Here is a 14,717-nt window from a genome sequence, read left to right on the forward strand (position 1 = left end):
CATGAAACAAACACAAATAGAACGCCGAATGAAAAAGGTGCTTCTGTTGGCTTTGCTTGCGGGAGCGATTGCCGTCGTTGCCGGATGCTCTCAGCCAGACCAAGCCAAGGAGCTGGGAACGGAGAGCGCGCCGCCAACGTCCATACCTGAGGTCAAGACGATGGCTGTGACTAAGCAGCCAATGGGGGCGCCAGCGGAAGTGGTAGCTGATATTATTCCAGCGGTCACGATGGACATTGTAGTGAAGGGGGGAGGCGATGTCGTCTCGGTTCTGAAGCAGCGCGGAGATCAGGTGCGCCGCGGGGAAGTAGTGGCCCAGACGGATGTGACCCGCATCGCACTGCAGAAGAAGCGGGCAGAGAGCGCTTTGCAGAGCGCTCAGAAGCTGCTTGTGACCTCTCAAGAGAGCCGGCGTACCGATATGGCTGATGTGCGCTTGTCGATTACGAAGCTGGAAGTGCAAATCGAGGAGCAGACGAAGGCGTTGAACAAGCTGAAAAACGGGTATGACGAGGGAACAGTGGAAAAAACAGCGGTTGAACAGGCAGAAATGCAGCTTAAAAACGCACGCCTTGATTTGCAAGTGCTGAAGATGAAGCTGGATACAGCGGAGCGCGTCCAGTCCGATGTGACTGCAGAGGATCAAATCACGGCGGCGCAGTATCAGTTGGCGGAGGCGAACCTCGCGCTGGAAGAAGCAGATATTAAAGCGCCTACCGATGGCATATTGACGGAATGGGAAGCTCTGACAGGGATGAATGTGACGGCGGGAACGAAGCTAGGCCGCGTTGCTAACATACGTACCGTTCGCATTCAGGCGAAGCTGGCAGAAGATATGCTGGCGCACGTAAACAGCAAAAAGACGTTATCCTTTTACATTTCCGGCAACCGGAATAAGAGCTATACGGGGTCGATCACATATTTGTCCTCCGTCATGGATATGGATACGCGCACATATGCCATCGAGATGAAGGCGGATAACGCCAAGCTTGAACTGAAGCCGGGAATGAAGGTTCAGATCAGCCTGGCGGGAGAGAAAGAGCGCGAGGTTCCTGTCGTGCCGGCGAACGCAGTCGTGCGCGACCAGGGAGCGACATTCGTCTTTATATATAAAGACGGTAAGGCAGTGAAGCGTTCTGTCACTCTGGGTCCGTTGGAGGAAGCCATGTATGCGGTGACGGACGGATTGCGGGAAGGAGAGTCCATTATAGTCTCAGGTCAGCATCAACTAAAGGATAAGCAGCAGGTGCGGCTTGCGCAGTAAAGGAGATGGCGAGAAATGAATAGAAAATTGATTCAATTGACAGCTGCCGCTGTTCTACTTGGAATCAGCGTTGGCTCGACTTCGGTCTACGCGCGCCAACCTGCGGATGACGGTCGTGCAACCGTTCATGCCGCCAAGGGGGAGAAGCCTAACGTAGCCAACCCGGTCAATCAGGGGACTCAGGAAAAACCGGACTATACCGCTAATAAAGCTAAAAATGTTAACAACACTAATCCGACTATACCGGTACAAACGTCGACACCCAATGCAACGGAATATATGAAGGCCAAGTTCCGATTACAAATCGAGCTAGCCGATGTCATCAATAGCGATACGACTGAGGGGCGGCAGGTTGCCGCTGTAATTAAGCTAAAGAACGAATCGGGCAAACGGCTTCGCCTGCCTGACTATGAGCTGTTCGTGCAAATGGATAATAAGGCGGAGTACGCCATGGAGCCCAGCTCGAACAATGCGCGCGTGCTGTCGCCGGGCGAAATGGCCGAATGGCGCTGGATGAGCCATGTGATGGCTGAGGAAACGGCTGCTCCTGTCCGATTTATATGGAAGGAAATCAATCGTGAGGTGTATCCGAAAAAGGAGACTGCCATCGCCACAATGAATATGCCGCAGCAGGCATGGGAGAATGACTACACGCCGATAACCGATCCTGAGTCGATTAAGGAGTGGGGCCAACCTTTTCAGTTGAGCGCATTGTCTGATACATCGATGCTTATCTATACGCCGATAAGCATCGTGAAGAGCTCAGGCAAGCCGGAACAGGCGGCAGAGCGCGGCAAAGAAAAGCTGGAGTCCATCCATGTCGTCACGTTCCGCGTGGAGAACCGGAACAGCATACGGGAAAGTGTGCCTGACTTTAAGTTGATTGCCTGGTCTAACAATGAACTGTATTACAGCAAGAAGCTTGGTAAAGTTCCCGAGTCGCTCTTGCCTGGGGAAGGTGCGACCCTCCGATTTGCGGTCGAGACAGGGCCCCGTGCGGAGCTGACCGGCTTGCAGCTGATGACGCCGGAATCGTTCCAGCCTCCGGGAGCGGCCGATGCGACGCAAGCTGTTACGTATCAAGTAGGGCGTCTCTTCATTAACATTACGAAGCAAGCGTCAGCCCAAGTGACACCGACCGACTACAAGCTGCGGGAGCCGATGAAGTTCGGAGCGGGGGTTGATTTGTTCCCCGAGGGATTGAAAGTATCGATCGAGGAAGAGACGACGCTGGAGAACAAAGAAGCGGGCTTCAAAGCACTGCTGCTTCGCTTCAAGCTCGAGAACAAGAGCGGCTCTTCCGTTGTGCTGCCATCGTTCCACGCTGAATTGGAGAATAAGGACGGAGCCCGATTCGGCGGAGAACGGATCGGTTCCAAGACAGACAAGAAGGCGCTCATTCCGAATGCGGCTGTCGTTGAATCGCATCTGTTCGTTCTGCCTGATGGGGATAAGGGACAAGAGCTGCTGCTTCATATTGTTGATAGCCGCGAAGAGAAGGAGTATCCATTCGTCGTCGATACGTTCCGCTTTAAGACGAGTCCTGATTATACAGGTGATTTGTTGTTCGACATGTACCCGTTCCGATTGAAGATCGACGATTGGGAGGGCAAGTGGCTCCGGGACGGAAATTCGATAATGGAATCAACCTCATATGCATTGAAGCTGAAGCTCAATATCGATCGCGCCCAACAGGTAATGGCCGATCCGAGCTTGTCCAAAATCAGATTGGAAATGACGGATCACGGCGGCCGCGTGCTCGGAACGAAGCTGTTCTCGCTCGTCGAGGAGCCTCGTCTGGCAGAGGGCGAGCAGAACATCATCTTCCAGAATATTGACATGGTAAGTGTGAGATACCCGGTTATCGTCAATTTCTACGAAGTGCTGGATACGCCTTACGGCCCGGTGAAGCGTTTCTTGGGCAAAGTTATCCGAAATTAAATAGTTAACATGCGCTATCCCCTTGTAGTTAACAATGAGAAAACACATAGGTTAAGATGTGTTTTCAATTGTTACCTCTAGGGGAGTTTTTCTTTTTATTAACATTTTAAATGAGCTCTTCGTCTAATGAATAAGATAGCACACGATTACGGAGTGGCTAGTGGGTGTATCATGCATGAACAATGCTATTTAAAAGGGGTATCCGGAAACAGAACGTAAGTCTACTATAAATAACTTGAGCTAGATTGTTCTCCGCAGTCGAAGTTAGTTCCATTGGAAAATATACAGTGAAATGTACGGTTTAAGTGGCTAAATGGCTTTCAGACTGTATTATGTCCAGTGGATTTGGCGCTTTTCAGTGATTGCTCCTCAATGGAATGGCAAAGCATTGGATAATTCCAATGAAACCTGTTGTAGAAGAGGCATAGGTGCTGTTCCATTGGACAAAATCCAATGGAAGATGAGATAAGCTTATTTGTATTTGTTTCTCCTGTAGCGAAAAATGCCATCAATACGTTGCAGGTGGAACTGCTGATAAGTTGGTGGACCCCAATAGCTAATTCACCTTATTGTGGAGGAGGTGTTTTTGATCCGAAGTAATACGATTATTTTGGTTTGTTATTTTCCGTTTTAGTTGGTTGCGCTTCGACAACGGCTCACGAAGAGGGAGCGCAGAAGTTTAATACGGATATAGAGAAGTAAAGATAAACAGCAGCCTACACCGAAGTGCCGGTGCAGGCTGCTGTTTTTGTTGGATTTATGTCAACGTAACCAAGAACGTACGAATTTCATACGGCTTGAGCGTAAAGGCAAATTCGTCTTTCAGCACATCGCCCTGCGGACGCTCCATCAAGTCGCATTCCTGCCAAGACTTGATGTGCAGGTCGCTTATCACGCGAACGTTGCTGCGGGAGCCAGAGAAATCGTGTACGCGCAGTACAACCTGATCGCTGTCTTCCGCCTTCTTCACGGCGTCAATCATGACGTTCGGCGCGTCGATGCGGAACATCGAGAATTCATCCTGCTCGCCTCGGCCTGCGGTACAACGGAGCGGGTTGTTCAGCATCCAAGCCTCCTGAACGGTATGGCCCGCATACCAATCGCCTGTGTGCGGCAGCAGCGAGTACGTAAATGCATGGTACCCTTGGTCAGCCGTCGGGTCAGGGTGAGTCGCGCACTTGATGAGCGACAGGCGGATGACGTTGTCTTTAATGTCATAGCCGTATTTGCAATCGTTCATCAAGCTGACGCCGTAGCCGCGATCGGACAAGTCTGCCCATTGATGGCCCACGGACTCGAACCGCGCCCAATCCCAGCTCGTATTCCAATGTGTCGGCCGCTTTACGTTGCCGTACTGGATATCGTACGTCGCTTCCGTTGCACGCACATCGACTGGGAACGCCACCTTCAGCAATTGCTTCGGATTGCGCCAATCAGCCTCCGTCTTGAAGTCGATGCGGCGGTTATGCGCGTAAACGATCATATCTTGCTCGATCGTCGCCTTCATGTACGTCCAAGTGAAGCGGACGACTGCACGGAGTTCGCCGTTCTCCATCGTTTCCACAGATTCCAGCGTCGTCACCTCACGCATTTTCTCCTGATAGAACAGATCGATATCCCATGCTTCGTGAGCAAGCGGCTTATCTTCGAACACCTGCAGCACGTTGCCGCGTGCGCCTGCCGCCAGCACTTCGCGCTCTGCCTGCTTGTCGTAGATACTGGTCAGCTGGCCATTTTCGTTCCACGCAAGCGTGTAGAACGGCGTGTCCATGCCCGAAGCGCTCACCGCAAATGGCGACCTCGATACATCTGCTGCAGCTGGAGCTTCTTCCGCCCGGAAGCGGATCGTCGTGAAGCCCATGGACGGCACGTCCTTCACCTCGACTATCCAGCCGCCATCCGTGCGCTGGGCTTGCAGCGTGCCGCCCGTTGCGTCCAGCCATGCGCCAGCTGCGCCGCTTGCGGCCGCATCGATGCTCACCCAGTGGGTGGCCGTCCAAGGCGATCCATTCCACACCGTGAACGTGCCCGTGCTGCCAGCCGGAAGGAGCTTCTGCACGGACTCGTTCAGCACGCCTTCACCAAGCTGCCACGCTTCCGCATATTCCGCGGTGCTGTCCTCGTACACTTCGTGTATCGAGGAGCCCGGAATGATATCGTGGAACTGGTTGCGAAGAATGATCTTCCAGCCTTCGTTCAACTCGCCGTGGCGATAACGCTCCCAGCCATAACGCAAGCTGTCGAGCGCGTTCAGCCATTCAGCCTCGCGGTACATGAGCTCAAGCTTGCGGTTCATCCGCTTGTTGTACGCTTGACTCGTGTACGTTCCGCGGTGATATTCTAAGTATAGCTCGCCGTCCCACGTATGGACGTATTCGCTCGTGTTATCCACCGTCTCGTGCAGCTTGTTGAAGAACGAGCCTGCGGTTCCTGTCTCGATCTTTGGCATGCCTGGCATCTTATCCAGACGGCGCCGCATTTCGAGCATCGTGCGGTTGACACCGCCGCCGCCATCGCCATAGCCATAGGACAAGAGCAGGTCCTGGTTCAGTTCCTTGTTGCGGTAGCCGTCCCATATTCCTTTGACCGTCTTCGGAATGATATGTCCATTATACGTATAGAACCAGGAACCTGGCTGGCTCCAAGGCTCTGGCGTCGTGATGAAGTGGGTCAGCACTTCGGAACCGTCGATACCGCGCCATTTGAACGTGTCGTGCGGAATGCGGTTGTATTGGTTCCAGCTGATCTTCGTCGTCATGAACGTGCGGATGCCTGATTTGCGCAATATTTGCGGCAGGGCCCAGCTATAGCCGAACACATCCGGCAGCCACAAATAATCGCATTCTTGGCCGAACTCGTCGCGATAGAAGCGCGTGCCCACCAGCAATTGCCGCACGAGGGATTCACCGCTCGTCAGGTTGCAATCGGCTTCAAGCCACATGCCGCCTTGCGCTTCCCAACGTCCCTCCTTCACGCGGGCTTTAATGCCTTCATACAGTTCTGGATAATCGCTCTTCACATAATCATAGAGCTGCGGCTGCGTCTGCAGGAACACATAATCCGGGAACTGTTCCATCAAGCGCAGCACCGTCGAGAAGGAGCGTGCGCATTTCTCGCGCGTATGCTTCAAGCGCCATAGCCAAGCGACGTCGATGTGCGTATGGCCGATGCATTGCACTGTTACCGGTGATGCTTTCTCGATGCGGTCAATCTGAGCATGGAGGGTATCGCGCGCTTCCGCCACTGACGCATAGAACTCGTCAGAGCCCGGCACCGCCCAATCGATCAGGCGGAATGCGTCATTGACCGCCTTTAACAGCAACGGCTTCTCTGGACGGCCTTCTTCCAATACCTGACTCGTATCGAGCGCAGCCCATGCGGTATAGAACAAATCGTCCGCAGCTTCGTCGAGCCAGCACAGCTCGGCGCGTCTAATGTCATGCTCTTGCTCCTGTGGCTGACCGCCGCCTTCCAGACCGGACCAGAGGCGGAACGTCAGATCAAGCTTGTTGCCCGAGACACGCTCTGGGAAAAATACTTCCTGGTGATTCGAATCAACACCTTGATACGGCTTGCCCTCGAAGTAGAATAGTGATTCGAAGCCGGAATTGTTGCCGCCGCCTGTCGAGCCGAAGTCAAATCGTCCGAGTACCTTGCGGCCAGACCATTCGGCTGGAACATCCAGTGACGCCTTCATCCACAGATACAGGTCGCGTCCCTTCCATTTCTCGCCGACGCGTAGATCGGTCCATTCGCCGCCCTCGGGCAGCTCAGGCGCAATTTCTTTCCCTTCGTTGACCTGGCTGTGGAACACCGGAATGCCAATACGATCGCGGTAACGCAAGTCGTTCAATTCCTGCAAGCGAGCTTGCAGCTTGTTTTCCGTTAAGAACATAGGAAGGGCCTCCTCTTTAGAACGCAATTAATTTATATTTAATATATTGATTATGATATTATAGGTGTATGGTAAAGTCTAGTGAAGGAATTGTAGTTTTACAGTAAAAAATGTGGCTCTGGCACCATTTGGTTCTCCTTCTACATGCAAACGTTTGATAAAGTAATAAGAAGGGTGTAATGTAAGCACGAATCTGCCGAAAAACGAATAGCCCGTATTCAAAAAGGCAACTTTTCAAAGGGGACATTGTAAGTGACCTCTGCCACAGACAAATCGTTAATTTAACGATGGAGGTAAGCGCCATCATGTTCAAACAAATTTATCAAAAGCATTTCAAGAAAAAGCTGTTCAATAAATTGATTGCCGTGTACTCCTTTATCGCGGTCGCTTCCTTGCTCACCGTATCCGTGTTCGCCTACCAATATTTTGCGCGCAACGATATTAATACTGCTTTGCTGGAGCAGCAGCGCATTGTGGATAACATGAATCGCTATTTGGATCAGAAATACGATTTGGCGCAGGCGATAACCCAGCAGGTGTTCCAAGATAATATGCTCATACGCGACACGGTTTATTTGCTCGAGCAAGGATATGAGCAATACATTCGCTACCGCCTCGATACGTATAGCTCAAGCAACGTGTTTTTTACCCGCAATCTACAGGATTTTTATGTACTGCAATTCTGGAAAGATCCCGATTTGCAGAACATTAATTTGATCAGTCCTACGAAGCAATTTGCCCTGATGTACAGTGCGCAAGCGTTAAGCGGCAAAATGTATGATTGGAGCAAGGAGCCCGGGCTGAATGAACAATGGAGACGGGAGCGTTACGGTTTTCAGAATCCTTCCTATATGAGTCAGAAGGCGAAGCAGGCGGGAACTGAAGCGAAGAACGGAACTGCCGATACAGCTCCTTCGGATGTCGAACAGGGCGATCAGGAGCTGGTGAACACTACGGACACAACCCGAGATATGCCGTTATTCACTGTGACGACACGCATCAGCAGTCCGGAGACGCTATTGACGGCGGGGCATATCTCGATAGATTTCAATGCCAATGGGATTGCGCGCCAGCTCGGGTCTTCGATTAGAGGAGAGCAGTGGCTTGTCCTGAATCCGAAAGGGGAGATCGTATATCCCGCCCAAGCGGCCTATGATGGTCAAGTATGGCCGAACTTTGACAAGTTGGCTTCCATAGACCGGAATAAGTCGCAAGCGGTTGATCTGGATGGGCAGAAGTCATACGTCATCGTATCCAAGACGAACAAGCTTGGACTAACGGTAGTTGGTGCTTTGCCGCAAGCCGCGATTACCGATCATTTATCCGGGATCAGAAATACAATCGGCATCGTTACGATTCTGTGCATTGTCACCGTTTTGACGCTGACCTATTTTTCTGTGCTCCATCTGTCCCGCCGCACGCAGACGATCGTCAAGGCGATGAAGAAGGTGCAGGACGGCAATTTGAATACGCGTTTGCCTGTGGATCGGGAAGACGAGCTTGGTCTGATTTCGGAAAGCTTCAATAAAATGTGTGAAGATTTGAAGCAGTATATCAACCGCTTTTATAAATCAGAATTGAAGCAGAAGCACGCGGAGCTTATCGCGCTGCAAGCCCAGATTAAGCCTCATTTTCTATTCAATACGTTGGAAGTGATTCGGATGCGTGCCATCTCGCAAGGCGTTCATGATGTGGGGGAGATGATCTATAGCCTTGCTTCGATGTTCAGACATATGGTTAAAGATAAGACGGTCATTACAGTCAATGAAGAAATCGAGAACTGCCGCAGATACTTGGAATTGACCCGAATCCGGTACCGGGATAAACTACAGTACACGATCCATATGGATGAAAGACTGGGCGGTTATAATATTATGAAGCTGTCGGTGCAGCCGATCATCGAAAATTACTTGGTTCACGGTATTGGTCTGGAGCGGACCGACAATCACATCTTAATTGAAGTGATGCAGTCGGAAGAGGAACTCGTCATCCGCATTTCCGATAACGGGAAAGGGATCGAACCGGAACGTCTCAAGCAAATTCAGCAAGAGCTGGACGAAGCCCAGATTCAAGATCATGGCTCGCTTGGCTTGAAAAATATACAGGAACGCCTCAGAATCTTGTATGGCGAATCATATGGCTTGACGATTGACAGTGTATTGAACCTAGGCACGATCGTTACCATTTGCGTGCCGCTTAACTAATAGGTGGACTAGGGTTGGGGGGATAAACGATGTATGATGTGTTCTTAGTCGATGATGAACCGTTTATTATTGATGGTTTGCAATCGATTTTAGAATGGAACGATTACGGGTTTCGCATTGTCGGTCAAGCAGAAAATGGTGAAGCGGCATGGGATATATTAAAAGACCAGCCTGTCGATTTGGTCGTTACCGACATTATGATGCCGAAGATGACGGGACTTCAATTGATAGAAAAAGTAAAACAGGTTCATCCGCACACGAGATTTATCATTTTAAGCGGATATAACGAATTTGTATATGTAAAGGAAGGAATCAAGCTGGGAGTAGAGAACTATCTGCTCAAGCCAATTAATATTGAGGAATTTCGATCAACGTTGGAAAATACAGTGCAAAAATTAGACCAGTCCCGCATGCACCATATGACTGAACAGCATAACCGCGACATCTTGCGCGATAATGTGCTGTACCGCTGGCTGCGCGATCATATCCATTTGGAAGAGCTGCAGCAGCGTGCCGATTTGCTCGATATTCAGTTCAAGCATCCATACTATATGGTTGTATTGGTTCGGCCTGAGGTTCGGATGGACAATGAATTGGACTATCAAAAGCAGGAAGCGGTTGCTAAGGAGGCAAGAGCGCTTCTCGACTCAGCGTCTGGAGGCTTCTGCGTCAGGGAGTGGGATGGCGAGACGGCCATTGTATTCGGCTTATGCCAACCTGCGGACAAGCAGCCGATTATGGAGAAGCTGCGCGAGTGGAAGAAGGAAGCGGAGAGCAGATTGCTGACGCCGCTGCAAGTGACGATAGGCAGTGTGCAGGACGGGTACGCCAATGCGTCGCTGAGCTTCACACATGCGAAGCAGGTGCAGCCGTATCATCTCGTACGGCTCGATGACGATGTCGTCGATTGCGATGAGATCGCAAGCTACCGCTCCTCGCGTCCGGCTGCCGTTCAACCAGAGACGGAACCCTATGTGAAGCTATTGTATGCCCGTGACCGGGGCGGAATCGCCGCACAGCTGCAGCGGGATTTCGACCATTTGTCCGTGACGGAAGGGGTGGCACCCCGTGACATTCGTAATTTTGCGGTGGAGCTCCTGATTGCTTGGAAGCAATCTATGAAGGATTCAGCCATCTTGCAGCTGGATGATGAGCAGGATTGGTTCGATGAAGTGTATCACATGCAGACGTTGGATGCATTGAAGGAGCATGTGATGCAGGTGGCCAGGCGCATGATTGAACGACTGGCTGAACCGGAAGATATGAGTCCGGTCGTGAAGCAAGTGCTGCATGACATTCATGACCGCTACGCGGAGGAATTGTCGCTGAAGACGCTGAGTCAGATTTATAACATTAATCCGGTCTACCTAGGTCAATTGTTCCAAAAAGAAGTGCAATCCACCTTCTCCGATTATTTGAATAAGACACGGATTAAAAAAGCAAAGGAAATGTTAGTCGAAACGAACTTTCGCATGACAGATATTGCGGTGAAAGTCGGATATTGGGACAAAAGTTATTTTTACAAACAATTTAAAAAGTACGTCGGCATTTCTCCTAAAGAATACCGTGAAATCCATTGGAAGACAGATTGAATTGGGATGAAAACCATAATAGGAAAGGGCATCCACATCGAAACGGAGCAATAGTTTCGGCGTGAAAGCCCTTTCTTTATTTTGTACACCAAATCTAAAGTTTGTTGACTATTGGAAACGTATTAATTGGGGTACGCTAAATGTACAACATAGCAACGGGGGATGATCGGATGCAATCCATCAAGAATGCTTTTTCGAACTTAAACCGCAATCGGATCTTTCTTCTCATGGTTCTGCCAGGAGCCTTGTGGTTTTTGTTCTTCTCCTACCTGCCGATGTTCGGAACTGTGATCGCTTTCAAGGATTATCGTTTTAGCAGAGACGGCTTCCTCGCTAGCTTACAGCAGAGCGAATGGGTAGGATTTAAAAATTTCGAATATCTCTTCAGTACGAATGACGCTTATGTCATTACACGTAACACGATTTTATACAACTTGGTGTTTATCTCACTTGGTCTCGTATGTGCCGTGGCGATGGCTATTATCTTGAGCGAAATCGTCAACAAGCGATTAGCTAAAGTATATCAGACGGGGATGTTCCTGCCTCACTTCTTGTCTTGGGTTATCGTCGGATACTTTACGTTCAGCTTCCTGAGCGTAGACAAAGGGGTTATGAACCAATTCCTGACGTGGATGGGCAAAGACCCGTTATCTTGGTATTCGGAGACGACGTACTGGCCTTACATTCTGGTGTTCTTGAACCTGTGGAAAGGGATCGGTTATTCCAGCGTCGTGTATTTGGCGGCTATTGTAGGTATCGACAAGACGTACTATGAAGCCGCGATGATTGACGGAGCGAGCAAATGGCAGCAGATCCGCCATATTACGATTCCATCAATTACGCCGCTCATCACTATCTTGACTTTGCTGGCGGTTGGTCGGATTTTCTATGCTGACTTCGGTCTGTTCTATCAAATTCCGCGCGATTCGGGTCCATTGTACGCGGTTACGAATGTTATCGATACTTACGTGTACCGTGGTCTGAAGGCGACAGGCGAAATTTCGATGAGTACGGCTGCTGGTCTATATCAATCGATAGTCGGTTTCATTCTCGTCATGACCTCGAACTGGATTGTACGAAAATTCAACAAAGAAAATGCACTGTTCTAGGATAGGGGGGAATGACATTGCGTAAGAAAAAACATCGTGACGTTCATGACTTGCCGAAAGGCATGAACATCCTGTTCAACATTATTGCCGGTGGTTTTGCTTTCCTGTGTGTGTATCCGTTCCTGTTCGTTATTGTCATCTCATTGACGGACGAATCATCGTTAGCGACGAAAGGGTACAGCATATTCCCGGATAAATGGAGCTTCTCTGCTTATGAATACATTTTCAAAGCGGGGGATCAATTGCTTCGTTCCTACGGGGTAACGATATTTATTACGATTCTCGGTACGGTTGTCAGCTTGGCTATGATTGCATTGTACGCCTACGCGATTTCACGCAAAAACTTTACGTACCGTGGATTTTTCTCCTTCATCGCATTCTTTACGATGCTGTTCAACGGCGGACTCGTACCGACGTATATGGTAGTTACGCAAGTATTGGGCTTGAAGGATTCCATCTGGGCACTCATTCTTCCGCTCGTTATGAACGCGTTCTACGTGCTCATCATGCGGACGTTCTACAGTACGACCGTTCCGGATGCAATTATTGAATCTGCGAAAATAGACGGGGCCGGCGAGCTGCGGGCGTTCTTCAAAATCGTGCTTCCGATTTCCTTGCCGGGTATTGCCACGATCGGATTGTTCGCAACACTCGGCTTCTGGAACGACTGGTTCAACGCCTTGCTCTACATTGACAATCCGGCACTCGTTCCGCTCCAATCGATGTTGATGCGGATCGAGAACAGCATGCAGTTCCTGCTCAGCAACGCGCAGCTAAGCTCTTCGGGTCAATCGCTTGAATTGCTCCGCTCGCTGCCGCAAGAAGCGACGCGCATGGCGCTCGTCGTGTTGGCAACTGTGCCGATTGCTTGTGCGTATCCATTCTTCCAACGTTATTTCGTACAAGGATTGACGATTGGTGCTGTTAAAGAGTAACACATACCTACAATCTTGATTATTTCCCGGGCGGCGGCATCCGTTCATAATAGATGCCGCCAGTTCGGAAATAATATACACAACAATGTGTGGTACAAAAGGGGAGGAAACAAAATGGCTAAGGCAAAAAAAATGTTGCTGATGACGTTCTGCCTCATGTTGGTCGCGTCTTTGGCACTGGCAGGCTGCGGTAGCAAAAAAGAAGAAGCTACTGGCGGCACAGGTGAAGCAGGGAAAAACGAAAAGCCGGTTGAACTGATCTGGTACACGATTGGTACACCGCAAAAAGACGTTGACAAAGTTATGGAGAAAGTAAACGAGTACACAGCTGACAAAATCGGCGTTACCGTAAAAATGAAAATGTTCGACTGGGGCGATTATAACCAAAAGATGGGTGTAATTGCTGCTTCTGGCGAACCTTATGACATCGCTTTCACTTGCTCATGGGCATTTGATTATGTAACGAATGCTAAAAAAGGCGCTTTCTACGAACTGGATGACCTGCTCGAGAAACATGGCCAAGACATTAAGAAAAACGTTCACCCATCCTTCCTGGAAGGGGCAAAAATCGACGGCAAAACGTATGCAATTCCAGTTAACAAAGAATTGCCTGCGCAAAAAGTATTCCGCTTCAATAAGGAATATGTTGATAAATACAACCTTGACATTAACAGCGTGAAAACATTGGAAGACTTGGAGCCGCTGCTTGCGAAAGTTAAAGAAGGCGAACCAGGATTGTATCCAATCTCCGCTGACAAGCAATTTAAATTCGGCGTTCCTTACGACTTGGTATCCGAGAACTTGCCAATCGGTGTAGCTTTGACTGATACGAATGACCTGAAATTGGTTAACGTATTGGAACAACCGGATATGATGAAGAATTTCGAAAAAATGCATGACTACTACAAAAAAGGCTATCTGAAAAAAGACGCTGCAACGGCTCAAAACGGCGACGAAATGAAAACAGGCAAATGGCTTATTGACATGCCGGATACACAACCGTTCGCAGACAACCTCTGGTCCCAAACATTGGGCTATGAAGTCGTCTCCACGCCTTACACAGAGCCATATGTATACAACTGGTCCGTAATGGGTTCCATGCACGGTATTTCCGCTAACTCCAAGTATCCGGAGAAATCGATGGAGTTCCTGAACCTGTTGAACTCTGACAAATACTTGCGCAACCTGATTAACAACGGTATCGAAGGTGTTCACTACAAACGCATTGACGACGAAACAATCGAATACTTGCCTGCGAAAACAGATGGTTACGATATGCCGTCCTTTACACTGGGTAACTTCTTCATCTTGGATAAGCTGCCTACTGACCCTAAAGACAAATGGGAACAATTTGAAGAGTTCAACAATTCCGCTAAAAATGCGCCATTGCTTGGATTCCACTTCAATGGGGACAGTGTGAAAACGGAAGTTGCTGCTTTGCAGAACGTAAAAGAAGAATTCTACGCTTCCTTGTACACAGGAACAGTAGATCCGAAAGTATATGTTCCAAAAGCGGTTGAGAAGTTCAAACAAGCTGGTTTGGACAAAGTTCAAGCAGAAATGCAAAAACAATTGGATGAGTGGAAAGCATCCAAGAAGTAAGACAGCAGTAATTCATATAAGGCAACAGCATCTCGCCTTGCAGCAGATTTGACAACATGGAATGACAACAATGCATAAGCGAAATGAATAGCCCAATGTGTGCAATCAGGTGAAGCGTTGGCTTCACCTGATTGTGTTTATATAAGGTTGCTCAGTGACCTTTTTGAACATGAAC

8 protein-coding genes are annotated in these 14,717 nt (G+C 49.5%); 7 read left to right on the forward strand and 1 reads right to left on the reverse strand.

Annotation, left to right across the window (positions count from 1 at the left end; all coding sequences use genetic code 11):
* The first annotated feature begins 1 nt into the window (after position 1).
* Both LQV63_RS07615 and LQV63_RS07620 read left to right on the forward strand, forming a co-directional pair.
* Positions 2 to 1,264 carry an efflux RND transporter periplasmic adaptor subunit gene (locus tag LQV63_RS07615; protein WP_233696254.1) on the forward strand — a complete coding sequence of 421 codons (1,263 nt, stop codon included), beginning with the start codon at positions 2 to 4 and terminating at the stop codon, positions 1,262 to 1,264.
* 15 nt (positions 1,265 to 1,279) lie between these two features.
* A complete protein-coding gene (locus LQV63_RS07620; RefSeq protein WP_019420967.1) occupies positions 1,280 to 3,205 on the forward strand; it encodes a hypothetical protein in 1,926 nt (641 codons plus the stop codon).
* 757 nt (positions 3,206 to 3,962) lie between these two features.
* Here the strand turns inward: LQV63_RS07620 and LQV63_RS07625 are convergent.
* Positions 3,963 to 7,100: an alpha-mannosidase gene (locus tag LQV63_RS07625; RefSeq protein WP_233696255.1), complete on the reverse strand. Its 3,138-nt coding sequence runs from the start codon at positions 7,098 to 7,100 to the stop codon at positions 3,963 to 3,965.
* A gap of 305 nt (positions 7,101 to 7,405) precedes the next feature.
* Here LQV63_RS07625 and LQV63_RS07630 point away from each other — a divergent pair, with 305 nt between their 5' ends.
* The 5 genes from LQV63_RS07630 (at position 7,406) to LQV63_RS07650 (ending at position 14,542) form a co-directional block, all read left to right on the forward strand.
* Complete coding sequence (locus tag LQV63_RS07630; RefSeq protein ID WP_233696256.1) at positions 7,406 to 9,304, forward strand: sensor histidine kinase; 1,899 nt, start codon at positions 7,406 to 7,408, stop codon at positions 9,302 to 9,304.
* A 29-nt stretch (positions 9,305 to 9,333) separates the two neighbouring features.
* Positions 9,334 to 10,896: a response regulator transcription factor gene (locus tag LQV63_RS07635; RefSeq protein WP_233696257.1), complete on the forward strand. Its 1,563-nt coding sequence runs from the start codon at positions 9,334 to 9,336 to the stop codon at positions 10,894 to 10,896.
* Positions 10,897 to 11,066: 170 nt separating this feature from the next.
* A complete protein-coding gene (locus tag LQV63_RS07640) occupies positions 11,067 to 12,005 on the forward strand; it encodes an ABC transporter permease (protein WP_026011016.1) in 939 nt (312 codons plus the stop codon).
* An 11-nt stretch (positions 12,006 to 12,016) separates the two neighbouring features.
* Positions 12,017 to 12,940: a carbohydrate ABC transporter permease gene (locus tag LQV63_RS07645; protein WP_026011015.1), complete on the forward strand. Its 924-nt coding sequence runs from the start codon at positions 12,017 to 12,019 to the stop codon at positions 12,938 to 12,940.
* 114 nt (positions 12,941 to 13,054) lie between these two features.
* On the forward strand, positions 13,055 to 14,542 hold the full coding sequence (locus tag LQV63_RS07650) for an ABC transporter substrate-binding protein (protein WP_233696258.1): 1,488 nt from the start codon (positions 13,055 to 13,057) through the stop codon (positions 14,540 to 14,542).
* The last annotated feature ends 175 nt before the right edge of the window (positions 14,543 to 14,717 follow it).

The sequence above is a fragment of the Paenibacillus profundus genome (genome assembly GCF_021369635.1).
GTDB lineage: Bacteria > Bacillota > Bacilli > Paenibacillales > Paenibacillaceae > Paenibacillus_B > Paenibacillus_B profundus.